Source organism: Mycobacterium sp. E802 (assembly GCF_001666875.1).
GTDB lineage: Bacteria > Actinomycetota > Actinomycetes > Mycobacteriales > Mycobacteriaceae > Mycobacterium.
Window position 1 is genome coordinate 39,659 of sequence record NZ_LZJD01000015.1, and the last position, 20,970, is coordinate 60,628.

The 20,970-nt window shown below is 66.1% G+C and carries 24 protein-coding genes; 17 read left to right on the forward strand and 7 right to left on the reverse strand.

What is annotated here, in order from left to right; translation table 11 throughout:
- Position 1: 1 nt before the first annotated feature.
- Positions 2–1,006, reverse strand: coding sequence for an acyl-CoA dehydrogenase family protein (locus A5699_RS02400; protein WP_067764797.1), 1,005 nt, complete (start codon positions 1,004–1,006; stop codon positions 2–4).
- Between the two features lie 268 nt (positions 1,007–1,274).
- Between A5699_RS02400 and A5699_RS02405 the strand changes: the two genes are divergently transcribed.
- Genes A5699_RS02405 through A5699_RS02420 form a run of 4 tightly spaced genes read left to right on the forward strand, consistent with a single transcriptional unit; the run spans position 1,275 to position 4,854 of the window.
- Positions 1,275–2,387: an amidohydrolase family protein gene (locus A5699_RS02405; RefSeq protein WP_067764800.1), complete on the forward strand. Its 1,113-nt coding sequence runs from the start codon at positions 1,275–1,277 to the stop codon at positions 2,385–2,387.
- Positions 2,388–2,408: 21 nt separating this feature from the next.
- Positions 2,409–3,551, forward strand: coding sequence for an amidohydrolase family protein (locus tag A5699_RS02410; RefSeq protein ID WP_067764802.1), 1,143 nt, complete (start codon positions 2,409–2,411; stop codon positions 3,549–3,551).
- Positions 3,551–3,943 carry a Rieske 2Fe-2S domain-containing protein gene (locus A5699_RS02415; protein WP_067764804.1) on the forward strand — a complete coding sequence of 131 codons (393 nt, stop codon included), beginning with the start codon at positions 3,551–3,553 and terminating at the stop codon, positions 3,941–3,943. The genes A5699_RS02410 and A5699_RS02415 overlap by 1 nt, the downstream gene beginning before the upstream one ends.
- Complete coding sequence (locus A5699_RS02420; protein WP_067764805.1) at positions 3,940–4,854, forward strand: alpha/beta fold hydrolase; 915 nt, start codon at positions 3,940–3,942, stop codon at positions 4,852–4,854. Before A5699_RS02415 ends, A5699_RS02420 begins: the two co-directional genes overlap by 4 nt.
- 17 nt (positions 4,855–4,871) lie before the next feature.
- Here A5699_RS02420 and A5699_RS02425 read toward each other — a convergent pair whose 3' ends face one another.
- The gene (locus A5699_RS02425; RefSeq protein ID WP_067764808.1) at positions 4,872–5,345 is read right to left on the reverse strand and encodes a hypothetical protein; all 474 of its coding nucleotides are present in this window, start codon (positions 5,343–5,345) and stop codon (positions 4,872–4,874) included.
- 27 nt (positions 5,346–5,372) lie between these two features.
- Between A5699_RS02425 and A5699_RS02430 the strand changes: the two genes are divergently transcribed.
- The 9 genes from A5699_RS02430 (at position 5,373) to A5699_RS02470 (ending at position 13,447) form a co-directional block, all read left to right on the forward strand.
- Positions 5,373–6,674, forward strand: a complete 1,302-nt coding sequence (locus A5699_RS02430) for an NADH-ubiquinone oxidoreductase-F iron-sulfur binding region domain-containing protein (protein ID WP_067764810.1) — start codon at positions 5,373–5,375, stop codon at positions 6,672–6,674.
- Positions 6,671–6,892 (forward strand): ferredoxin, encoded by a 222-nt coding sequence (locus A5699_RS02435; protein WP_067764812.1) that lies wholly within the window; start codon positions 6,671–6,673, stop codon positions 6,890–6,892. Before A5699_RS02430 ends, A5699_RS02435 begins: the two co-directional genes overlap by 4 nt.
- An 81-nt stretch (positions 6,893–6,973) precedes the next feature.
- Positions 6,974–8,629 carry an OB-fold domain-containing protein gene (locus tag A5699_RS02440; protein WP_067764814.1) on the forward strand — a complete coding sequence of 552 codons (1,656 nt, stop codon included), beginning with the start codon at positions 6,974–6,976 and terminating at the stop codon, positions 8,627–8,629.
- A gap of 10 nt (positions 8,630–8,639) precedes the next feature.
- Entirely contained in the window at positions 8,640–9,512 is an 873-nt protein-coding gene (locus tag A5699_RS02445; RefSeq protein WP_067764816.1) for an alpha/beta fold hydrolase, read from the forward strand.
- On the forward strand, positions 9,512–10,330 hold the full coding sequence (locus A5699_RS02450; RefSeq protein WP_067764818.1) for an NAD(P)-dependent oxidoreductase: 819 nt from the start codon (positions 9,512–9,514) through the stop codon (positions 10,328–10,330). Before A5699_RS02445 ends, A5699_RS02450 begins: the two co-directional genes overlap by 1 nt.
- Positions 10,330–11,118, forward strand: coding sequence for an NAD(P)-dependent oxidoreductase (locus A5699_RS02455; protein WP_067764821.1), 789 nt, complete (start codon positions 10,330–10,332; stop codon positions 11,116–11,118). The genes A5699_RS02450 and A5699_RS02455 overlap by 1 nt, the downstream gene beginning before the upstream one ends.
- 150 nt (positions 11,119–11,268) lie before the next feature.
- Positions 11,269–12,471, forward strand: coding sequence for a cytochrome P450 (locus tag A5699_RS02460; RefSeq protein WP_067764824.1), 1,203 nt, complete (start codon positions 11,269–11,271; stop codon positions 12,469–12,471).
- Positions 12,471–12,671: a ferredoxin gene (locus A5699_RS02465; protein ID WP_067764827.1), complete on the forward strand. Its 201-nt coding sequence runs from the start codon at positions 12,471–12,473 to the stop codon at positions 12,669–12,671. The genes A5699_RS02460 and A5699_RS02465 overlap by 1 nt, the downstream gene beginning before the upstream one ends.
- An 8-nt stretch (positions 12,672–12,679) precedes the next feature.
- Complete coding sequence (locus A5699_RS02470; protein ID WP_067764830.1) at positions 12,680–13,447, forward strand: alpha/beta fold hydrolase; 768 nt, start codon at positions 12,680–12,682, stop codon at positions 13,445–13,447.
- A gap of 103 nt (positions 13,448–13,550) precedes the next feature.
- On the opposite strand, the gene A5699_RS02475 is transcribed toward A5699_RS02470, so the two are convergent.
- The 4 genes from A5699_RS02475 to A5699_RS02490 are packed head-to-tail and all read right to left on the reverse strand — an operon-like array spanning position 13,551 to position 16,269.
- A complete protein-coding gene (locus tag A5699_RS02475) occupies positions 13,551–14,468 on the reverse strand; it encodes an LLM class F420-dependent oxidoreductase (RefSeq protein ID WP_067764833.1) in 918 nt (305 codons plus the stop codon).
- Between the two features lie 14 nt (positions 14,469–14,482).
- Positions 14,483–14,779 carry a DUF1330 domain-containing protein gene (locus A5699_RS02480; RefSeq protein WP_003880116.1) on the reverse strand — a complete coding sequence of 99 codons (297 nt, stop codon included), beginning with the start codon at positions 14,777–14,779 and terminating at the stop codon, positions 14,483–14,485.
- 18 nt (positions 14,780–14,797) lie between these two features.
- The gene (locus A5699_RS02485) at positions 14,798–14,989 is read right to left on the reverse strand and encodes a ferredoxin (RefSeq protein ID WP_067764836.1); all 192 of its coding nucleotides are present in this window, start codon (positions 14,987–14,989) and stop codon (positions 14,798–14,800) included.
- Positions 14,989–16,269, reverse strand: coding sequence for a cytochrome P450 (locus tag A5699_RS02490; protein ID WP_067764839.1), 1,281 nt, complete (start codon positions 16,267–16,269; stop codon positions 14,989–14,991). The genes A5699_RS02485 and A5699_RS02490 overlap by 1 nt, the downstream gene beginning before the upstream one ends.
- 245 nt (positions 16,270–16,514) lie before the next feature.
- Here A5699_RS02490 and A5699_RS02495 point away from each other — a divergent pair, with 245 nt between their 5' ends.
- From A5699_RS02495 to A5699_RS02510, 4 genes are read left to right on the forward strand one after another with little or no spacing between them, the layout of a single operon-like run.
- A complete protein-coding gene (locus A5699_RS02495) occupies positions 16,515–17,168 on the forward strand; it encodes a TetR/AcrR family transcriptional regulator (RefSeq protein WP_067764842.1) in 654 nt (217 codons plus the stop codon).
- A gap of 15 nt (positions 17,169–17,183) precedes the next feature.
- Positions 17,184–18,485 (forward strand): acyl-CoA dehydrogenase family protein, encoded by a 1,302-nt coding sequence (locus tag A5699_RS02500; protein ID WP_067764845.1) that lies wholly within the window; start codon positions 17,184–17,186, stop codon positions 18,483–18,485.
- Positions 18,486–18,544: 59 nt separating this feature from the next.
- Positions 18,545–19,534, forward strand: a complete 990-nt coding sequence (locus tag A5699_RS02505) for a phosphotransferase family protein (RefSeq protein WP_067764848.1) — start codon at positions 18,545–18,547, stop codon at positions 19,532–19,534.
- Positions 19,531–20,496, forward strand: coding sequence for an NADPH:quinone oxidoreductase family protein (locus A5699_RS02510; protein ID WP_067764851.1), 966 nt, complete (start codon positions 19,531–19,533; stop codon positions 20,494–20,496). The genes A5699_RS02505 and A5699_RS02510 overlap by 4 nt, the downstream gene beginning before the upstream one ends.
- On the opposite strand, the gene A5699_RS02515 is transcribed toward A5699_RS02510, so the two are convergent.
- Positions 20,489–20,863, reverse strand: coding sequence for an SgcJ/EcaC family oxidoreductase (locus A5699_RS02515; RefSeq protein ID WP_067764854.1), 375 nt, complete (start codon positions 20,861–20,863; stop codon positions 20,489–20,491). The genes A5699_RS02510 and A5699_RS02515 overlap by 8 nt on opposite strands.
- Between the last annotated feature and the right edge of the window lie 107 nt (positions 20,864–20,970).

Below are 20,970 nucleotides of genomic sequence, written 5' to 3' on the forward strand. Positions count from 1 at the left end.
GTCACAGTCCCCTGTAGGTGGTGCGGTACTCGGCGGCGATCTGCGCGCGGTGCTCGGCGGCGCCGCCCAGCAGCAGCTCCCCCGACTTGGCCCGCTTCAGCGCGAACTGCACGTCGTTCTCCCAGGTAAAGCCCATCGCGCCGAACAGCTGCAGGCCGTGACGGAAGACGACCGCCTGGCATTCCCCGGCCGACGCCTTGGCCATGGCCGACGCCAGCCGCCGCCGCGGATCGTCGGCGGCGATCGTCAGCGCCGCGAAGTAGGAAAGTGCCCGCGCCCGTTCGATCGCGACGTGCATGTCCACGGCCTTGTGCTGCACGGCTTGGAACGACCCGATCGCCACACCGAACTGCTGACGCTGCTTGACGTGCTCGAGAGCGAGGTCGAGCACCCGCTGGCAGGCGCCGACCATCGTGATCGCCATCCCGGTCAAGGCCAGATGGCGCGCCTTCTCGAGGTCGACGTGCACGCGGTCGGTGTCCTCGACGTGCACACCGTCGAAGGTCACCTCGGCCACATGCAGCACCGGGTCGAAGACCGCGGTGCGACGGGCGACCGCCTTGGCCGCGTCGACCAGGAAGACCCCGGCATCGGTCACCACGGCCAGGTTCTCGGCCCGGTCACCGTCGAGCACATGGTGGGCGGTTCCGGTCAGCACCCATCCGGCGGTATCCCGGTTGGCCGTCACTCCGCTGTACACCGCGGTGCCGGCAGTGCCGGCGTCGAAGCGTTCCCCCGCCAACGGCGCGTACTGCGTCATCGTGGCCAGATACGGCGTCAGATCGGTGGCCCGGCCGAGTTCTTCCAGCACGATGGCCAGTTCGACGGCGTTCTCCGAGTCGGTGAGCTCGGTCCAGCCCTGGTCGATATAGCTCTGCCACAGCGGTGTCGGGTCGACACCCTGCTCGGCCACCTCGCGGACCAGCGTGGCCGGGCACTGCTTGGTCACCGCATCGCGCACGGTTTCCTGCCACAACCGCTGATCGGCATCGAATTCGAGAAGCACCCGCCGCCTCCTGCCGCACTGTCAGATTCGAAAGGAGAATAGCATTCTCCTCCGACGTCTCGACGTTCTCCCCAGGCAAGTATCGGTTCTCCCAATTTCGGCGCCGGGCATCCGACCAGCACCGCCGCCGACCTGCAGCGAAGTGCTTAAGTTGTCCGAGAACAATGTTCTTGATATCGAAGAATATGGATCTAGACTGGCGGTGAGGTCCGGCGGCACGCGCCCGTCGCCACCGACCGTGCGTTCCGGACGAACATCGGAGGAAGTTTTGGCTTTGAAAGACCCGGCCCAGCCCGACGGGACGCAAACGCCGCTGATCGATGCGAGCGTGCACATCTTCTTCGGATCAAACAAAGACCTGCGGCAGAACTTCCTCAAAGAGCCGTTCGCCAGCCGCGGTTTTCCCGACTACGAGATGAACTGGTACGGCGCACCGGGTGGCGAATATGCCAAGGGCACCAAGGGACCTGACCGTCAGTATCCCGGCTCGGATCCGGACATCGCCGCACAGCATCTGTTCGTCGACCGCGGCGTCGACCTCGCGATCCTGCACCCGATGACCCGCGGCATCATGCCCGACCGTCACCTCGGCACCGCGCTGGCCGCGGCGCACAACGCGATGATGGTGCAGCGCTGGCTCGAACACGAGACCTACGGCGACCGCTTCCGAGGCACCATCCGGGTCAATCCCGACGACATCGCCGGTGCCCTGCGCGAAATCGACAAGTACAAGGACCATCCCCGCGTGGTGCAGATCGGCATCCCGATGCAGTCGCGCGAACTCTATGGAAAGCCACAGTTCTGGCCGTTGTGGGAGGCGGCCGCCGCGGCGGGGCTGCCCGTGGCCGTCCACATCGAGGGCGGTGCCGGAATCCAGTTCGCGCCTACCCCGTCCGGCAAGACCCGGACCTATGAGCAGTACCTGGGCTTCATGGCGCTCAACTACATCTATCACCTGATGAACATGATCGCCGAGGGCGTATTCGAGCGGACCCCCGAGCTGAAATTCGTCTGGGCCGACGGGGCCGCGGATCTGTTGACGCCGTTCATGTGGCGGATGGACTGCTTCGGACGACCGCATCTGGAGCAGACGCCGTGGGCGCCCAAGATGCCGAGTGACTACCTGCCGGGCCATGTCTACTTCGTCCAAGGCGCGCTCGACGGTCCCGGTGACGTCGACTTCGCCGGGGAGTGGCTGAGTTTCACCGGCAAGGAAGACATGGTGATGTTCGGCTCCAGCTACCCGCACTGGCAACTGAACGAGCCGACCATCCCCGGCGCACTGAGTGCCGAGCAGCGCGAGAAGTTGTTGTGGCGCAACGCCGCCGAGCTGTACGGCCTGGAAGACGCGCTGACGACCACTGCCGTTGCGGCACAGTAACGCCTGACCAGGGAGGTAATCATGTCCGTAACGACGAATCCACGGGTGCCGGCACAAGAGCGGATCGCGATCCGGTGCGTCGACTCCGACGTGCACCCGATGCCGCGCCGCGGTGAACTACTCGACTACATCCCCGAACCGTGGCGCAGCAAGTACTTCCTGAGCCACAAGGTCGGCGAGCAGATCTACTACGACGCACCTGATTACGCGCACGCCTACGCCATGCGGGTCGACGCGTTTCCGCCGGACGGGGAGTTTGCCTGCAGCGATCCCGACATGGCACTGCGTCAGCTCATCATGGAGGCGGGCTCCGACATCGCCATTCTGGAGCCGACGCACTCCGAGCACCGGCTCAGTGAGGCCACCGCGGCATACTGCACCGCGGTCAACCGTTGGCTGGCCAACCACTGGCTCGATCCGCACAACAACTGGCATGAACGTTGGCGCGGGTCCATCTGCATCGCCATCGAGGAACCGCAGAGCGCGGTGGCCGAGATCGAAGAGTGGGCCGAACATCCCTTCATGGCCCAGATCCTGATGAAGGCCGAGCCGCGGCCGTCTTGGGGGGATCCGAAGTACGACCCGATCTGGGCGGCGGCCACCAAGCACGACATCACGGTGAGCTGCCATCTGTCGCGCGGCGAGTTCGAGACGCTGCCGACGCCGCCGGTCGGATTGCCCAGCTACAACCACGATTTCATGGTCAGCTATTCGTTGTTGGCGGCCAACCAGGTGATGAGCCTGATCTTCGACGGGGTGTTCGACCGGTTCCCGACGCTGCGCATCGTGTTCGTCGAGCATGCGTTCACCTGGATTCTGCCGCTGATGTGGCGCATGGATGCGATCTACGAGGCGCGCAAGAGCTGGATGGACATCAAGCGCAAGCCCTCCGAATACGTCAAAGACCACATCAAGTTCACCACCCAGCCCCTGGATTACCCCGAGGACAAGACCGAGTTGTCGCGGGCCTTCGAGTGGATGGAGTGCGAGAAGATCCTGCTGTACTCCAGCGACTACCCGCACTGGACCTTCGACGATCCACGGTGGCTGGTCAAGCACCTCCCCGAGCATGCGCGTGAGGCCATCATGTTCCGCAACGGCATCGAGACGTACAAGCTGCCCGAGACCGTTCCGGTCCTCGAGGGGCAGGTACGGGTTTTCTGATGAGTGAACCGGACAAGCGCCCCCGGCTCGCGCAGGGACGCGAGCACGTCGTCGCCACCGTCGACGAAATCCCGCCCGGCACACACAAACTGGTGCCGATCGGCCGCCACGGTGTCGGCGTGTACAACGTCAACGGCACGTTCTATGCCATCGCCAATTACTGTCCGCACGAAGGCGGTCCACTGTGCTCGGGCCGGGCGCGGGGCCGCACCGTGGTCGACGAGAACGTCCCGGGCGACGCGGTGATGGTGCGCGACATGGAGTACATCTACTGCCCCTGGCACCAATGGGGTTTCGAGTTGGCAACCGGCACCACCGCGGTGAAGCCGGAATGGAGCATCCGTACCTACCCGGTGCGGGTCGTGGACAACGAAGTGTTGGTGATGGCGTGACTAGTGAGCTGGTTCTCGGCGCCCCGGAACTCAAGCCGGGCGAAAAGACATTGGAGATCAACGGCGGCAACGTCGTCTACGAAATTTTCGGAGAGAAAGGCGATTTCATCGCCCTCACCCCGGGCGGCCGGTTCAGCAAGGACATCCCGGGCCTGCGACCGTTGGCCGAGGCGCTCGTCGAGGGTGGCTACCGGGTGCTGCTGTGGGACCGGCCCAACTGCGGCCGCTCCGACGTCCAGTTCTACGGGCAGAGCGAATCGCACATGCGCGCCGAGACGCTCTACAAGCTCATCACCGGACTCGATATCGGGCCGTGCTACATCCTCGGTGGCTCCGGCGGAGCGCGGGATTCGATGCTGACCACGATGCTGTATCCCGAAATCGTGCGAAAGCTGGTGGTGTGGAACATCGTCGGCGGGGTGTACGGCTCCTTCGTCCTGGGCGGGCATTACGTGACGCCGAGCATCCTGGCGGTGCGCGGTCTGGGCATCGAGGGGTTGCTGAACGTGCCGGAATGGCGCGAACGGATCGAGCAGAACCCGGCCAACCGCCAGCGCCTGCTCGATCTCGACCCCGACGAGTTCCTCAAGGTGATGTTGCGCTGGCTCAACGCCTTTGTGTCGAAGCCCGGCCAGACGATTCCCGGCGTACCGGACGAGATGTTCGACAACATCACCGTTCCCACGTTGATCATCCGGGGCGGCGAGAACGACTGGGATCATCCCAAGCGCACCTCGCTTGAGGTGAGCTGTCTGATCAAAGGCTCCACGCTCATCGACCCGCCTTGGCCGGAGGATGCCTGGGAACGTGCCGGTGAGAAATTCGCCCAGAGCGGCGGTAAGACGTTCTGCCTGTTCGACACCTGGGTGCAGGCCGCCCCGGCGATCATCGAGTTCCTGAGGTCGTCATGAGCCCCGCACGCGCGGGCTCAAACCGTGGTGATGTGGACTTCGCAGTTCAACGAGGCCTCCAGCGCCGTGTGGATGCGGCTTTCCGGAATGCGGGCCAGGCCGGCCTTTTTCAGGGTGACCGTGACGACGTCCCACCCGTCGCCGCCGGTGGCCCGGCTCACCTCGCCGCTCAGGCCGAAGCCGGCCAGCACACCCAGTGCGTCCTCATCGGTTCCCCGGCTGACGAACGTGACGACACCCGGGGTGGGCGAGGTACCAAAGGCCTTGGCGCACAGCTGGACAGCGAGGGCCTGCAGCTCTGGCGCATCGTCACCGGCGATCAACACCTCGACCTCGCGGCGATGCGCGGGCAGTCCGGCGAGCTGGTTGTCCAGCACCTCGGCGCCGCGTTCGGCCAGCAGCTCCCGGAGCGTTGCCATGCCTTCGGATAGCTGCTGTGGCCCGAGCTCCCCAGCCGGGTCGACACCGACGCGTACCACCGCAGTTCTCATGCCGGTAAGCCTAACCGGGGACGGGATGTGACCATGACTGCCGAACTGACCGTTGCGGCCTGGCCGGGGATCACCGCGCGCCTGCTACGCGACGGGCCCGAACACCTGGCCGACTACCGCCAGAGCGGAGGCTATGCGCCCCTTACCGATCCGGACCACCTGTTGTCCGAGGTGCAGGCGAGCGGTCTGCTCGGCCGTGGCGGTGCGGCCTTTCCCCTGGCGGTGAAACTGCGCGCGGTACGCGACAACGGGCGCCGCGGCGCCACAACAGGCACCGTGGTGATCGCCAACGGCGAAGAAGGGGAACCGGCCTCGATCAAGGACCGTTGGTTACTGCGCCACCGTCCCCATGCCGTCCTCGACGGCCTGCGCCTGGCGGCCGGGGTCGTCGGCGCCGATCGCGCCGTGATGTACGTCTCAGATCGGCAGGCGGCCGCCTGCGTCGAACGGGCACTCGCCGAGCTGCCCGCCGAATTCGACGGGGTGGCAATCGAATTGCTCACCGTCGCACCGGGTTACGTCGCCGGTGAAGAGACCGCCGCCGTCCATGCCGTCAACGGCGGCCCGGCCAAACCCACCGACAAGCCTCCACGCCCGTTCGAGGAAGGGGTGGCCGGCAAGCCCACACTGATCAGCAACGTCGAGACGCTGGCCCACCTGGCCTATGTGCACCAGCACGGCGCACAGACCTTCCGGCAGCTCGGGACCGAGGGCTCCCCCGGTACGTTTCTGGCCACCATCACCGGGGCCGGTCGTCCGCCGGCGCTGTACGAGGTTCCCCACGGCATCCCCTTCGCCGATCTGCTGACGCTGCACGGGGTGGCGCCGGACAGTGTCCGCGGGGCGTTGATGGGTGGGTACTTCGCCGGCCTGATCAACCGGGACATCGTCGGCACCACACTGGACCACGAGTCCGTTCGGGCTCTGGGCACCGGGCTGGGCTGCGGTGCGATCGGGATCCTCACCGACGACTGCCCGGTGGCGGTCGCGGCGTCGGTGCTGTCCTACTTCGACCGAGAGAACGCCGGCCAGTGCGGATCGTGCTTCAACGGCACCGCCGCGATGGCCGCGGTCGCCGTCGGGTTGCGCGACGGCGTGGCCACCCAGGAAGACCTCGACCGGCTCAAGCGCTGGTCGGTGGTGTTGCGTGGCCGTGGTGCCTGCGCGACGCTCGACGGCGCGGCCAACGTGGCGGCCAGCCTTCTGACACAGTTCCCCGACGTGGTGGCGCTCCATCTCGAAAATGGTTGCCAGACCTGCCGTTACGGTGCCTTCACCGCGGCACGCCCGTACGAAGTGGAGTCTCTGGAGGCGGTGGTGACGGTATGAGGGTCAAGCTGGATCGCACGTTGTGTGACGGCTTCGGATTGTGCGCCAAGCACGCGCCGGAGTACTTCCCCCTCGACGACTGGGGGTATGCCGTGCTGAAAGGCGACGGCAACATCCCGGCGGCGGACGAGGAGGCCGTACGGCGCGCGCTGCTGGACTGCCCGGTGCACGCGATCATCGAGCTGAAAGAGGTGCGGGGCGAGCGCGAGGCAGGTTGACACCCGGGGCTGGATCACCGCTCCCGCAGACTGGTAACGTGATTCTCCACACAGAATAACCTGCTTACCACCGGAGTCGAGTTGTCACAGATACGGGGACGTCCGCTCCCGACGGTCACCACGCTCAACGAGTACTTCTGGACCGCGGGCGCCGATGGCGTCCTGCGTATCCAGGAGTGCCAGGACTGCAGCGCGCTCATCCACCCGCCGCAGCCGATCTGCCGCTACTGCCGCAGCCACAACATGGGGGTACGCGACGTCTCCGGCCGCGGCTCGCTGGCCGGGTTCACGGTCAACCACCGGTTCGGTTTCCCCGACCTGCCACCGCCGTACGTGGTGGCCGAGGTGGCCATCGCCGAGGATCCCCGGGTCCGGTTGACCACCAACATCGTCGAATGCGACGCCGACGACCTGAAACTGGGCATGCCCGTGGAGGTCGACTTCCAGCATCTCGAAGACGTCTGGCTGCCGGTGTTCAAGCCGTCGACCGACACCACCGCCACTCCCCCCGTCGCCGAACCGATCGCTCCCGCAGATGTCGCCAAGTATGTGCGGCCGATGCTGACCAAGGAGAAGTTCGAGGACCACTCGGCCATCACCGGCATCGGGATGTCCACCATCGGGCGTCGGCTCATGGTGCCGCCGGTGAAGCTGACCATCGAGGCTGCCGAAAAGGCGGTCGCCGATGCGGGTTTGACGTTCGACGACATCGACGGCCTGTCGACGTATCCGGGGCTGGCCATCGCCGGGATGGGCGAGGGTGGCGTGAGCGCCCTGGAGGGCGCGCTGGGCCTGCGGCCGACATGGATCAACGGCGGCATGGACACCTTCGGTCCGGGCGGTTCGGTGATCGCGGCGATGATGGCAGTGGCCACCGGGATGGCCCGGCACGTGCTGTGCTTCCGCACGCTGTGGGAGGCCACGTTCGGCCAGTTGGTCAAGGAGGGCAAGATGTCCCCTCCGATGGGTGGACGCAGTGACAACTGGCAGCACCCGTTCGGCGCCACCTCCGCGGCACATACGTTGGCGCAGAACGCCGGCCGGCATTTCGACCGGTATGGCACCACCCGGGAGACACTCGGCTGGATCGCACTGAACCAGCGCGCCAACGCAGCGCTCAATCCCACGGCGATCTACCGTGATCCGCTGACCATGGACGACTATCTGTCGGCCCGCATGATCACCACGCCGTTCGGCCTCTATGACTGCGACGTCCCGTGTGACGGTGCGGTGGCCGTCATCGTCTCCGCGGTGGACGTCGCGCGGGATCTGGCAAAGCCGCCGATCCTGTTCGAGGCCGTCGGCACCCAGATCATCGAACGGCTCGACTGGGACCAGACCACCCTGACCCACGAACCGCAGGTGCTCGGTCAGAGCGCTCACATGTGGTCACGAACCTCGTTGCGGCCCAGCGATGTCGACGTCGCCGAGCTGTACGACGGATTCTCCTTCAACTGCCTGTCCTGGCTGGAGGGCCTGGGCTTCTGCGGTATCGGTGAGGCCAAGGATTTCCTCGACGGCGGTCACAACATCGCCCGCGACGGCGTCATCCCGCTCAACACCCACGGTGGTCAGCTCTCGCACGGCCGCACGCACGGCATGGGCCTGATCCACGAGGCCGTCACCCAGCTGCGCGGGGAAGCCGGGGAACGCCAGGTCTCCGGCGCGCGCGTCGCGGTCGCCAGCAGCGGCGGCCTGACGCCCAGCGGCGTCCTGCTGATGCGTCGGGACGATTGACGCGTGTCCCATGAGTAAGGCAGTTCCGCATCCCCGGGTGGTGATGGTCGACGGGGTCCCGATGTCGGCGTTGGTCGCCGAGTCCCCCGACCCGCGCGCCGTCGTGGTCGCACTGCACGGCGGGGCGACCATGTCGGCCTACTTCGACTGCCCCGGTCACCCGGAACTCTCACTGCTGCGCCTTGCCGTCGCCCAGGGATACACCGTGATCGCGCTCGATCGCCCGGGCTACGGCGCGTCGGCGGCCTACCCCGATGCGATGGTGTCCCCCGACCAGCGGGTGGCCCTGACGGTCGGCACGATCGAGCGCATCGCCGGGCTGTCGAATCTGTTTGTCCTGGGCCATTCGTTGGGCTGCGAACTGGCGTTGCACCTGGCCGTGCAGCGCCCCGAGGTGCTCGGCGTCTCGCTGGCCGGGACCGGCCGCCGGTATCACGAGAGCGCACGCGCGGTCCTCGCCGGCGCCTCGACCGAACGTCCCCGGCCGCGTGGTCTGCGCGATCTGCTGTGGGAGCCGGCGCGGTTGTACCCGGCCGACGTGATCGGGGCCGGCCTGGCGGCCGGCGGGACGGCCTACGAAGGTGAGATCGTCAAAACCTGGGCACGCCAGGACTTTCCGGCGCTCGCTGGGCAGGTCCGGGTCCCGGTGCAGTTCCTCGCGGGCGAATACGAGAACGTCTGGGAATCCGATCCCGAGGCGCTGTCCGCCATCGCGGCGATGTTCTCGGTCGCACCACGGGTGCAGACCGGGGAGCTACCGGAGGGCGGCCACAACCTCAGTGTGGGTCTGACAGCCGAAAGCTATCACCGCAAGGTGCTGTCGTTTGCCGATGAATGCCTGGCCGATCGAGCCGGCACCGAAGTGGAAGTGGAGGCAGGTTGATGCGAGTCGGATTTATCGGGCTGGGCAGCCAGGGGGCGCCGATGGCTCGGCGGATCGTCGAAGGCGGGTTCGAGACCACCCTGTGGGCACGGCGTCCGGCCTCTTTGGAACCGTTCGCCGACACCGCGGCGAAGACGGCGGGCACCCCGGCGGAACTGGCCGCCGCCAGCGACCTGGTCTGCCTGTGCGTGGTCGGTGACGACGACGTACGTCAGGTGCTCGACGGCGAGACGGGGGTGCTGGCCGGGTTGGCCCCGGGTGGCGTCATCGCCATCCACTCGACGGTGCATCCCGACACTTGTCGCGAGCTGGCGGAAAAGGCTGCGGCACAAGGCGTCACCGTCATCGATGCCCCGGTGAGCGGTGGCGAGCCCGCGGCCTCGGCCGGCACCTTGCTGGTGATGGTGGGCGGTGACGAGGAGACCGTCGAGCGGGTACGCCCGGTGTTCGCCACGTATGCCGATCCGATCGTGCACCTCGGTGCCGTCGGCGCCGGCCAGGTCGCCAAGATCCTGAACAACCTGCTGTTCAGCGCCAACCTGGGTGCGGCCATGAGTGCCTTGGAACTCGGTGAGGCGCTTGGTGTTCCACGCACCGCGCTGTGCGAGGTCATCAGCCGTGGTTCGGCCACCAGCAAGGCCCTCAACAGCATCGCGATGTTCGGCGGGACACTGGACAACCTGGCACCGATCGCCGGCGCGCTGCTGCAGAAGGACTGCCGGCATGCCGCCAGCCTGGCCGACGACGCGGCGGCCCCGCACGGCGCAGTCTTTACCGCCGCCGACAATGCGTTGACCATCATGGACCATCCCCGCTGATGCGCGTCGGGTTCATCGGGGCCGGACGGATGGGCGCACCGATGGTGCGCCGCCTGGCCGACGCCGGCCACCTGGTCCGGGCACTCGGCCGGGATGACGACAAACGCGCCGCGGTGGCCGAACTCGGTGCCGAGCCCGTGGATTCGGCGGTCGCCGTCGCGGCCGGGGCCGACGTGGTGATCGTCTGTGTGTTCACCGACGATCAGGTCCGCGACCTCTGCCCGGGTCTGATCGATGACATGCCGGAAGGTTCGGTGCTCGTGCTGCACACCACCGGCAGTCCACACACCGCCGAGGCGCTGGCCGAACGCGGGGCGGCCCGCGGCGTGGCGGTCATCGACGCGCCGGTCAGCGGCGGGCCGCACGACATCGCGGCCGGCGCCGTCACGGTGTTCGCCGGCGGCGCCGACGACGCCGTCGCCCGCGCCCGCGAGGTGCTGACCGCGTATGCCGATCCGGCGCTTCACGTGGGTCCGGTCGGCGCCGGGCAACGGGTGAAGCTGGTGAACAACGCGGTGTTCGCGGCACAGATCGGCGTGGTGGCCGAAGCGGTGCGCCTGGGCGATCGGCTCGGCGTCGACGAGAAGACGCTGTTGAACGCGCTCACCCACGGCAGTGCGGCAAGCCGGGCGCTGGGCGGAATCGCGGCGACCGGCTCGGCCGACGCCTTCATCGCCAGGGTCGGCGAATTCATCGGCAAAGACGTGGCCGTGGTGCGTCGAACCACGGCTGAACTGGGCAGCGACCTCGGCCGGTTGGAGAGCCTGCTCGACGCCGCGCTCAAGTGACCTCGTTGACCAGAACATAACCTGATCAGCACCTATTTTGTGCTTTTCAAACACCGCCGATCGGTTTACTGTTAGCGTTACAGTTCCACAGTTTCCCGTAACGTTTCACTGCGCTTCCGGCACAGCCCGCCGCGAAGGAGGAGCCAGCCAATGACCAAGGCCCAGGTGATCTTCGATCCGTTCTCCGACGAGTTCTTCCAGAACCCGTTCGACATGTACCGACGGATGCGCACCGACGCGCCGCTGTACTACAACGACGAGCTCGACTTCTACGCGTTGACGCGGCATGAGGACGTCGCCGCGGCGCTCAAGGACCACGAGGCGTTCTCGTCGTCGCGCGGGTGCGATCTGGCGATGGTGCAGAGCAACGAGCCGCCGCAGAAGTCGATCATCTTCATGGATCCGCCGGACCATCGGCACATGCGCAGCCTGCTGAACAAGGCGTTCACCCCGCGGATGATCCAGTCCCAGAAGGACACCGTCATCGAGCAGATCGACCGCTACCTCGGCCAGATCGACGGCGACGAATTCGACGTGGTGCAGGACTTCTCCGGGCCGTTCCCGGTCGAGGTGATCACCCGGATGGCCGGGGTGGAACCGGAGTACCGCCAACAGGTTCGGCACTGGATCGACACCAGCCTGTCGCGTGAGCCCGGGCAGATGGGCTACTCCGAAGCCGGTATGCAGGCCAACATCGACACCGGCATCTACTACTACGGGCTGGTGCAGAAGCGGCGGGAGAACCCGCAGGACGACATGATCAGCCGTCTGATCGCGGCCGAGATCCCCGGCGAGAACGGTGAGATGCGCCGGCTCGACGACATCGAGATCACCGGCTTCGCCACCCTGCTCGGCGGAGCCGGCGCCGAGACCGTCACCAAGCTCATCGGTACGGCCGTGGTGTTGTTCGCGAAGAATCCCGAGCAGTGGCAGAAGCTGCTCGACGACCGCGAGAAGGTGCCGGCCGCGGTCGAGGAGCTGCTGCGTTACGAAGGCCCGGTGCAGTACAACGTCCGGTACACCTTAAAAGAAGCCCATGTGCCCAGCGGCACCATCCCGGCGGGCAAGCCGGTGTTCCTGATCAGTGCGGCGGCGAACCGGGATCCCGACGCGTTCACCGACGCCGACACCTTCGACATCGAGCGCGACCGCACCGAGGCCCAGAACCTCGGGCTCGGGTACGGCATCCACAGCTGCCTCGGCGCGGCGCTGGCCCGCATGGAGAGCGTCATCGCCCTGGAGAAGCTGCTCGATTTCATGCCTCGCTACGAGGTGAAATGGGATGGCCTGCAACGAGTTCAGATGCAAAATGTGGCAGGGTATTCGAATGTGCCGGTAAGGGTTCTGCGGTAATGACAAAGAAGATTCACGTCGACTTCGAGATCTGCGAGAGCAACGCGGTCTGTATGGGGATCATCCCCGAGGTGTTCGACCTCGACGATCAGGACTACCTGCACGTCCTGCAGGAAGAGGTGACACCGGAGAACGAGGCGCAGGTCCGCGAGGCGGTCCGGCAGTGCCCCCGACAGGCCATCTCGATCGACGAGGAGTAACCGCACGCATGCGCTTCGTCTTCGTCCACGGCGGTTTTCATGCGGCGTGGTGTTGGGAGCGCACGATTGCCGAGTTGCGGGACCTCGGTCATGACGGTGTCGCGGTAGACCTGCCGGGACACGGTGCCCGGGTGGCCGAGGAGTCGACGCTGGATAACCGGCGCGCGGCGATCGTCGAGGTGATGCAGCCCGGGGATGTGCTGGTGGGGCATTCCGGCGGTGGGTTCGATGCCACGCTCGCCGCGGATGCCGCCCCAGACCTGGTGGGCCACATCGTATATCTGGCCGCTGCGCTGCCCCGGGAAGGCCGGACGTATCCCGAAGCCATGGCGATGCGCTCGGCCGGCGATGAGTTGGGAAGCGAGTTCGACGGTGACGTCGGCGAGATGCTGGGCTATCTGAAGTTCGACGACGACGGCGCGATGCACTTCGCCGACTTCGACGGGGCCTGGCGCTACTTCTACCACGACTGCGACGAGGTCACGGCCCGTTGGGCTTTCGAACGCTTGGGACCCGAACGCTTCGGTGACACCACCGTCACACCGGTGTCGGTGCCACAGTTCTGGGCGGCTGATCTGCCCCGCAGTTTCATCCGCTGCACCCAGGACCGCTCGATGCCGCGCTGGTTGGCCGACACGGTCACCCAGCGTCTCGGCGTCGAGCAGTTGACCATCGACGCGTCGCACTCACCATTTCTGAGCCGTCCGCGCGAGCTGGCCGAATTGCTGGTGCACGCCACCACGACCACGCCCATTGGCGCACTGACGCCCGCTTAGGTTCCCTGCCACTACGCCGTTTTCGACGCCTGGGTCGCTTCGAACGAAGAATCACGACCCCAGCGTCGAAATCGGCGGCCCGCATGCCCGCGCCCGGCCCTGGCTAGGCAGCGATCACCGTCTTACCGAATTTCTCCGTCGCTTCCAACGCATGCGCCAAACTGTCGCCGGGCAGGGTGACGTGCAGCCACGTCACGCCGAGCGCGGCCAGCTTCTCCACGCCCGCCAGGTAGGCGTCGGCGTCGAAATCGTCGTCGCCGGGATTTCCACCCTCGAAGTTGTTGAACACGATGTCGATTGCGTCCGGATCGCGACCGGCCGCGGAAAGCCGGGCCCGCAGATCCTCGATACCGGCGGCCAACGCGTCCAGCGAGTCCATCGCCGCGGTTCCGGCGGTCTTCGCCAGACCGGCCGGCGCGGCGAACGGGCACCAACCGTCACCGTGTTTGGCCACCCGGGCTCGCGCCGCTGAGGTGTTGCCGCCGATCCAGATCGGCGGATGTGGGCGTGCCGTCGGCCGAGGGTGCGCGGTGATACCCCGAGCGGTAAAGTTCTTGCCCTCGAAGCTGTAATCGTCGGTGGTCCAGATACCGCGGATGACTTCGAGGGCCTCGTCGAACAGTGCGGCCCGCTCGTCGTAGGACACCCCCAGCGCGGCGAATTCCCGCTTGAGATAACCGACTCCGACCGCCAGCGTGAACCGGCCACCGGACAGCAGGTCCAGGCTGGCGCCGGATTTCGCCACCACGAAGGGATTCCGATACGGCAGCACCACGATGTTGGGCACCAGCCGCAGGGTGGTGGTGTGCGCCGCGGCAAAAGCCATGGCCACGAAGGGGTCCAGTGCGTCGTGGCCGCCGGCATCGAGCCAGCGCTGGGACGGGGCGGGATGGTCGGTGAATCCGAAACCGTCGAACCCCGCCGCCTCGGCCGCAGCGGCCATCGCGGTAACCCCACTGCCACTCACCAGATCCGGGTGGTACGGATGGGTGTGCATCGGGTAGGTGATGCTGTACCGCACTGCGGCCGGCCCGATCAGGAGGGGAAGCCGGAGAGGATGACGCCGTTGCACTCAGCGGCGCCTTGGCGAACCTTGGCGGCCGCCTGGTAGGCATCGGAGTAGTACCACTCGCGCGCAGCGTCGACCGACTCGAACTCCAGCACCACGGTCTGGGTGCCGTGCCATGCGCCTTCGATCACCTCGGGCTTCTGATCGACAGCCACGATGGTGGCCCCGCCCATCGCCTTCGACGCCAGCTTCGCGTACTCGCCCATGCCGGCCGGGTCCTTGATGTCCTCGGTGATGATGACGTACCCCTTGGCTGATGCCATGTCCACAATCCTTCTCTACTAGTCGATTTCGCTGATCGCCCGTTCCGGGCAGTTGTCGATCGCCTCGCGTGCCGCATCCTCGAGCCCGGCGGGAACCTCTTCCGGATCGGCCACCGCCCAGCCGTCATCTGACATCTCGAAGACCTCGGGGCACAGCGTCAGGCACATACCGTGCCCGGCACAACGGTCCTCGTCGACCTTGACCCGCATCAGGTATCGAACTCCAGGTGCAGCTCGGTCAGGCCGCGCAGGATGAACGTCGGGATGTAGTTGTAGCGCCGATCGCCGTCCGAGCCGTGCTTGGCCTCGGAGATGCGGATGTCGGTGGTGCGGTCCAGCAACCGTTCGATGCCGACGCGGGTCTCGGCCCGGGCCAGTGGGGCGCCCGGGCAACTGTGGATGCCACGGCCGAAAGCCAGGTGCTGGCGGGCGTTCTTGCGGGCCGGGTCGAAGGTGTCGGGGTCTTCGAAGCGGCGCGGATCGCGGTTGGCCGCACCGTTGAGGACCATCACTGTGGTGCCCGCGCTCAACTCGGTCTCACCGACGGTCACCGGGCAGCGGGACAGCCGGAAGTCGCCTTTGACCGGGCTCTCGATCCGCAGCGCCTCTTCGATGAAGTTCGGGATCAGACTGCGATCGTCACGCAGTCGCTGCTGGATTTCCGGCTGCTCGCCCAGGACCTTCAGCGCGGTGCTGAGCAACCGCACCGTCGTCTCCTGCCCGGCCGAGAACACGTTGGTCGCCACCCGCGCGACGTCACCGACGTCGGGAATGCTGCCGTCGGGGAAGGTGGCCTGCGCCAGACCGGTCAGGACGTCGTCGCGCGGGTTGGCCCGCCGATCGGCGGTGTAATCGGCGAACTGGCCGTAGAGGAACTCCAGCGGGCTGTGCGACAGCGACTCACTGCTGGTGCTACCGATACCGCCACCCGAGTTCTGCTTGATGCCGTTGACGAATGCTTCCCGGTCCTCGTCGGGAATGCCCAGCAGGTCGGCGATCACCAGCAGGGTGAACGGCCCCGCGAAGCCCTTGATGAATTCGCCATGACCGGGTTCGAGGTAGCTGTCGAGTACCTCATCGGCCAGCTGCCACATGGCGTCCTCGTTCTCCTTGAGGCGCTTGGGCGTGATCAGCCGCATCAACAACGAGCGGTGATCGGTGTGGGTGGGCGGATCGAGCGTAGGCAGTTGATCGCTGAACGGCAGCTCGTTGCGGTGCTTGTCGATGAGCGCCGTGACTTCTTCGGTGCTGCGACCCTCCAATGGCACCGGGAAACCCGGGAACGGGCCGGTGACCGACAGGCACGAGGAGAACGTCTCCTCGTCGTTGTAGACCTGGACGGCTTCTTCCCAGCCGGTCACCATCGTCACGTTGTAGTGGTCTTCACGGGTGACCGGGCATTTGTTCCGCAGCGCCTCGAAGAACGGGTACGGGTTGTCGACCAATCGTTCATCGCGGAAGAAATCGATACCGGTTGGGTCGATCGCCATATGCTGCTCCCGTTCCAGCCGCGACTAGGAGAATGCGGCTCTCATCTATGAATAACAGATTTCCACAGCCGCCGTTGTGTCGTCAACGCTGGGGCCCGACACCAGCGACAAACAGCAAGAATAAGATTCTCTGCCCCACATCTCCAGACCGCTGAGCTCGGCCGCCGTCGGGCGATACGTGCCTCCGATAGTTAGACAAACGTCAACTATTCCCAATCGGCGAATCCCTGGCTACTCTGGCGAATATGCCCAAGACCTCGGCGGCCGGCACTGCTGACACCAGTCAGCGCCGTGCGTCTTTTCAACGGGCACGCTCACACCAGACCAAGCGCGACCTCGTCCAGGCCGCGATGGCACTGTGGCGCACCAACGGTTACGCCAAGACGACGGTTGCCGACATCTGCCGGGCGGCGGGGGTCTCCCGAGCGTTGTTCTACTTCTATTTCCCGGCCAAAGAGGACGTGCTGTTCGAGGTGGGGCTGACCTCCACCCGGCTGGCGCAGCAGCGGGTGAAATCGCTGCTGGTGGGCGACTACGACGTGATGAACGTGATCACCGAGGCACTGCGCAGCCTGGAGCGGTCGATGGCGCGCAACCCACCTGACCTGATCGTCGAGACGATCCTGGAGGGCTACCGCCACGAGCATCGGATCCTGGCCGGCGACGGCGACTCGGCTGCGCAGGACGCCGACATGTTCGGCGAGTTGTTCGGTCGGGCCCAGGCCGACGGCAAGCTCGGTTCCCACGTCGATGTGAACCACCTGTCTCGGCTGGCGCAGGTCCTGGTCAGCGAGGGCGTCCGGCATTGGGCGGGCGGCAGTTTCGGCGAGCGTTCGTTCACCGACGTCGTCGCGCGCGATATCGGCGCGATGATCACTGGCTTCAACACCATCGATTAGATCGGAGGACCCCCGATGGCGTGGGATTTCGAGACCGACCCGCAGTACCAGGAATTACTGGACTGGGCCGACGATTTCGTGACGAACGAGGTCGAGCCGCTGGACCTGGCCTTTCCACATCTGCAGTTCACCCAACTCGAGGGCAAGCGCCGGGAGGCGATCGACCCGCTGAAGGCCAAGGTTCGCGAGAAAGGTTTGTGGGCCACCCATCTCGGTCCCGAGTTGGGCGGACAAGGCTACGGCCAACTCAAGCTGGCACTGCTCAACGAGATCCTCGGCCGCTCGCAGTGGGCGCCGATCGTGTTCGGCTGTCAGGCCCCCGACACCGGCAATGCCGAGATCATCGCGCACTACGGCACCGAGGAGCAGAAGAAGCAGTACCTGCACCCGCTGCTCGAGGGAGAGCTGTTCTCCTGCTATTCGATGACCGAACCGCATGCCGGTGCCGACCCCACCCTGTTCACCACGAGCGCGGTACGAGACGGCGACGACTGGGTGATAAACGGATGGAAGTTCTTCTCCTCCAACGCCGCAACCGCGTCCTTCCTGATCGTCATGGTGGTGACCAACCCTGAGGTCAGCGCCTATCAGGGCATGTCGATGTTCCTGGTGCCCACCGACACCCCCGGGGTGAAGATCGTCCGCAACGTCGGGTTGTACGGCGAGGCGGACAACCACGGCAGCCACGCGTTGATCCACTACGACAACGTCCGGGTGCCCGCCGAGGCGCTGTTGGGCGGTGAGGGGCAGGCATTCGTGATCGCCCAGACCCGGTTGGGCGGCGGGCGGATCCACCACGCGATGCGCACGATCGGCCTGGCCCAGAAGGCCCTGGACATGATGTGTGAACGCGCCCTGAGTCGAGAGACCCAGGGCAGCCGGCTGTCCGACAAGCAATTCGTCCAGGGTTACATCGCCGACTCGTACGCTCAGCTGCTGCAGTTCCGGCTGATGGTGCTCTACACGGCCTGGGAGATCGACAAGTACAACGATTACAAGAAGGTCCGCAAGGACATCGCGGCGGTCAAGGTGGCGATGCCCACGGTGTTGCACGACATCGCCTGGCGGGCAATGCAAGTCCACGGGGCACTCGGCGTCACCAACGAAATGCCGTTCCTGGGCATGGTGACCGGTGCCGCGGTCATGGGCCTGGCCGACGGCCCGACCGAGGTACACAAGACCACGGTGGCCCGGCAAGTCTTGCGTGACTACCAGCCGACCACCGACACCTGGCCCAGTCAGTGGATACCCCGCAAGCGTGAGGCCGCGAAGGCGAAGTTCGCGGAATACCTCGAGGCCGAGGTGGGCAATCTGTGACGCAATCTGATTCTGCTCCTCACGTGCGCGGCCTAGATACGGCCCGCCTTGCCGACTGGATGGACAACGCCGGGCTGGCCGGCAAGGGCGAGCCCCTTGACGCCCGTTTCCTGTCGGGCGGCACCCAGAACGTCATCTACGAGATCCGCCGCGGCGAGCACACCTGCGTGCTACGCATGCCACCGACCGGCGCACCACCGGACCGGGACAAGGGCATCCTGCGCGAGTGGCGCATCATCGAGGCGCTCGACGGCACCGACGTCCCACACACCGCGGCGGTGGGGGTGTGCGCCGATCCCGAGGTACTGGGCCGGCCCTTCTACCTGATGGGTTTCGTCGACGGCTGGTCCCCGATGGACACCCACGGCCGCTGGCCCGAGCCGTTCAACAGCGACCTGAGCGCCCGCCCCGGGCTGAGTTATCAACTGGCCGAGGGTATTGCGCTGTTGTCGAAGGTGGACTGGCAGGCCAGGGGCCTCGGTGATCTCGGCCGGCCGGATGGCTTCCACGAACGTCAGGTCTCTCGATGGATCGGGTTTCTCGACCGGATCAAGAACCGGGAGCTGCCCGGGCTCGACGTGGCCACCGCGTGGCTGCAGGCGCATAAACCGTTGGACTTCATCCCCGGTCTGATGCACGGCGACTACCAGTTCGCCAACGTCATGTACCGCCACGGCGCCCCGGCCACGATGGCCGCGATCGTGGACTGGGAGATGGGCACCGTGGGCGATCCGAAGCTGGACCTGGCGTGGATGGTGCAATCGTGGCCGGCCGACACGGATAACCCGGAGCCGTCGGAGATGGGTTATGTCGACATGCGTGGGATGCCTTCGCGCGACGACGTCGTCGCGCACTACGCGAAGGTGTCCGGGCGCCAGGTCGACGATCTCGACTACTACCTGGTGCTGGCCAAGTGGAAGCTGGCCATCGTGCTGGAGCAAGGCTTTCAGCGGGCCGGCAATGACGAGAAGTTGCTGGCCTTCGGGCCGGTGGTGACCGAGTTGATGCGATCTGCCGCCGAACTCGCCGAATCCACCGACTACCGGTGAAGGCCGCGGTCTGCCGGTCCTACGGGCCACCCGAGGTGGTCGAGATCGACGATCTGGACTCCCCCGCGCTCGGCGCCGGTCAGGTGCGGGTACGGGTCGGCGCGGCCGCGGTCAATTACCCCGACGTGCTGCTGGTGGCCGACAAATACCAGGTGCACCTGCCGACGCCATTCGTGGTGGGTAGTGAGTTCGCCGGGGTGGTCACCGAAGTTGCCTCGGACACTGACGCTTTCGCCGTCGGCGATCGGGTGACCGGCACCGGGATGTTCGGTGCGTTCACCGAAGAGGTGTGCGTGGATCCCGCCGGGCTCAACCGGATACCAGACGGGGTCGACGACCACACCGCAGCAGCTTTCGGCGTGGCACACCGCACCGCGTATCACACGCTGCGTTCCGTGGCGCGGGTCTCCCCTGGTGACGACGTGATTGTGCTCGGCGCCGGTGGCGGTGTCGGTTTGGCCGCGGTGCAGCTGGCCGTGGCATTGGGCGCGCGGGTGACCGCGGTCTCGTCATCGGACGAGAAGCTCACGGCTGCAGCCGACTACGGGGCGACTGAGGTGATCAACCGCACGCAAGGCGATCTGCGCTCGGCATTACGCGCCGCGCTGCCCGAGGGCGCGCACGCCGTCGTCGACCCGGTCGGTGGCGATCAGTCCGAACCCGCCCTGCGGTCGCTGCGTCGCGGCGGCCGGTTCGTCACGGTGGGCTACGCGTCCGGCGAGATTCCCCGTATCCCGCTGAACCTGGTACTGGTCAAGGGGATTCACGTCATGGGCTTCCAGTTCCAGGACGTCGATCCCGACGAGTTCGCCCGCAACGAAGCCGAACTTCGGGAACTATTGATCACCGGTGCTGCGAAACCACATATCGGTGCCGTCTACCCGCTGTCCGGGGTTGCCGCTGCGTTGCGTCACGTCGCCGACGGGCGGGCCGTCGGCAAGGTGGTCATCGATCTCAGCTAGTGCTGCTCTCGTCGAAATCCTTGGGCGGGTAGAAGTACTCGCGCCAGGCGGTGATCTTGTCGTCGCGCACTTCGTAGGCGCCCATGACCGGCCAGCTCATCTGCTTGCCGTTCACGATCCAGTGATCGTGGCGCTCCATCAGGACGACGTCACCGTCGACGGCAAGGTGGAGGATCTCGAGATCGACGCATTTCCCGCCCGCGAAGAACACCTTCATCATCTCGTGGATCGCCTCGCGCCCGGTCAGCTTCGGCCAGTCCGGACCGATGTCGAAGGTGGCGTCATCGGCGAAGTGGCTCATGACTTCCTCGACGTCATTGCTTGCCCACGCGGCGATCTCGGCGCGTACTACTTGCTCAGCGGTCATGGCTTTCCCATCAGTCCGTAGCGACAGTCATTTACACCTCACCGACTAACTGTAATGATGGTTCGATACCTGCTAAGCAAGTGCTCAGGAAAACCAGCCCGCATCAG

Coding starts and splice junctions, on each gene's coding strand:
- A5699_RS02410 (WP_067764802.1), top strand. CDS start 2,409: ATGTCCGTAACGACGAATCCACGGGTGCCGGCACAAGAGCGGATCGCG.
- A5699_RS02415 (WP_067764804.1), top strand. CDS start 3,551: ATGAGTGAACCGGACAAGCGCCCCCGGCTCGCGCAGGGACGCGAGCAC.
- A5699_RS02425 (WP_067764808.1), bottom strand. CDS start 5,345: ATGAGAACTGCGGTGGTACGCGTCGGTGTCGACCCGGCTGGGGAGCTC.
- A5699_RS02435 (WP_067764812.1), top strand. CDS start 6,671: ATGAGGGTCAAGCTGGATCGCACGTTGTGTGACGGCTTCGGATTGTGC.
- A5699_RS02445 (WP_067764816.1), top strand. CDS start 8,640: ATGAGTAAGGCAGTTCCGCATCCCCGGGTGGTGATGGTCGACGGGGTC.
- A5699_RS02450 (WP_067764818.1), top strand. CDS start 9,512: ATGCGAGTCGGATTTATCGGGCTGGGCAGCCAGGGGGCGCCGATGGCT.
- A5699_RS02455 (WP_067764821.1), top strand. CDS start 10,330: ATGCGCGTCGGGTTCATCGGGGCCGGACGGATGGGCGCACCGATGGTG.
- A5699_RS02460 (WP_067764824.1), top strand. CDS start 11,269: ATGACCAAGGCCCAGGTGATCTTCGATCCGTTCTCCGACGAGTTCTTC.
- A5699_RS02465 (WP_067764827.1), top strand. CDS start 12,471: ATGACAAAGAAGATTCACGTCGACTTCGAGATCTGCGAGAGCAACGCG.
- A5699_RS02470 (WP_067764830.1), top strand. CDS start 12,680: ATGCGCTTCGTCTTCGTCCACGGCGGTTTTCATGCGGCGTGGTGTTGG.
- A5699_RS02480 (WP_003880116.1), bottom strand. CDS start 14,779: ATGGCATCAGCCAAGGGGTACGTCATCATCACCGAGGACATCAAGGAC.
- A5699_RS02485 (WP_067764836.1), bottom strand. CDS start 14,989: ATGCGGGTCAAGGTCGACGAGGACCGTTGTGCCGGGCACGGTATGTGC.
- A5699_RS02490 (WP_067764839.1), bottom strand. CDS start 16,269: ATGGCGATCGACCCAACCGGTATCGATTTCTTCCGCGATGAACGATTG.
- A5699_RS02495 (WP_067764842.1), top strand. CDS start 16,515: ATGCCCAAGACCTCGGCGGCCGGCACTGCTGACACCAGTCAGCGCCGT.
- A5699_RS02500 (WP_067764845.1), top strand. CDS start 17,184: ATGGCGTGGGATTTCGAGACCGACCCGCAGTACCAGGAATTACTGGAC.
- A5699_RS02505 (WP_067764848.1), top strand. CDS start 18,545: ATGGACAACGCCGGGCTGGCCGGCAAGGGCGAGCCCCTTGACGCCCGT.
- A5699_RS02515 (WP_067764854.1), bottom strand. CDS start 20,863: ATGACCGCTGAGCAAGTAGTACGCGCCGAGATCGCCGCGTGGGCAAGC.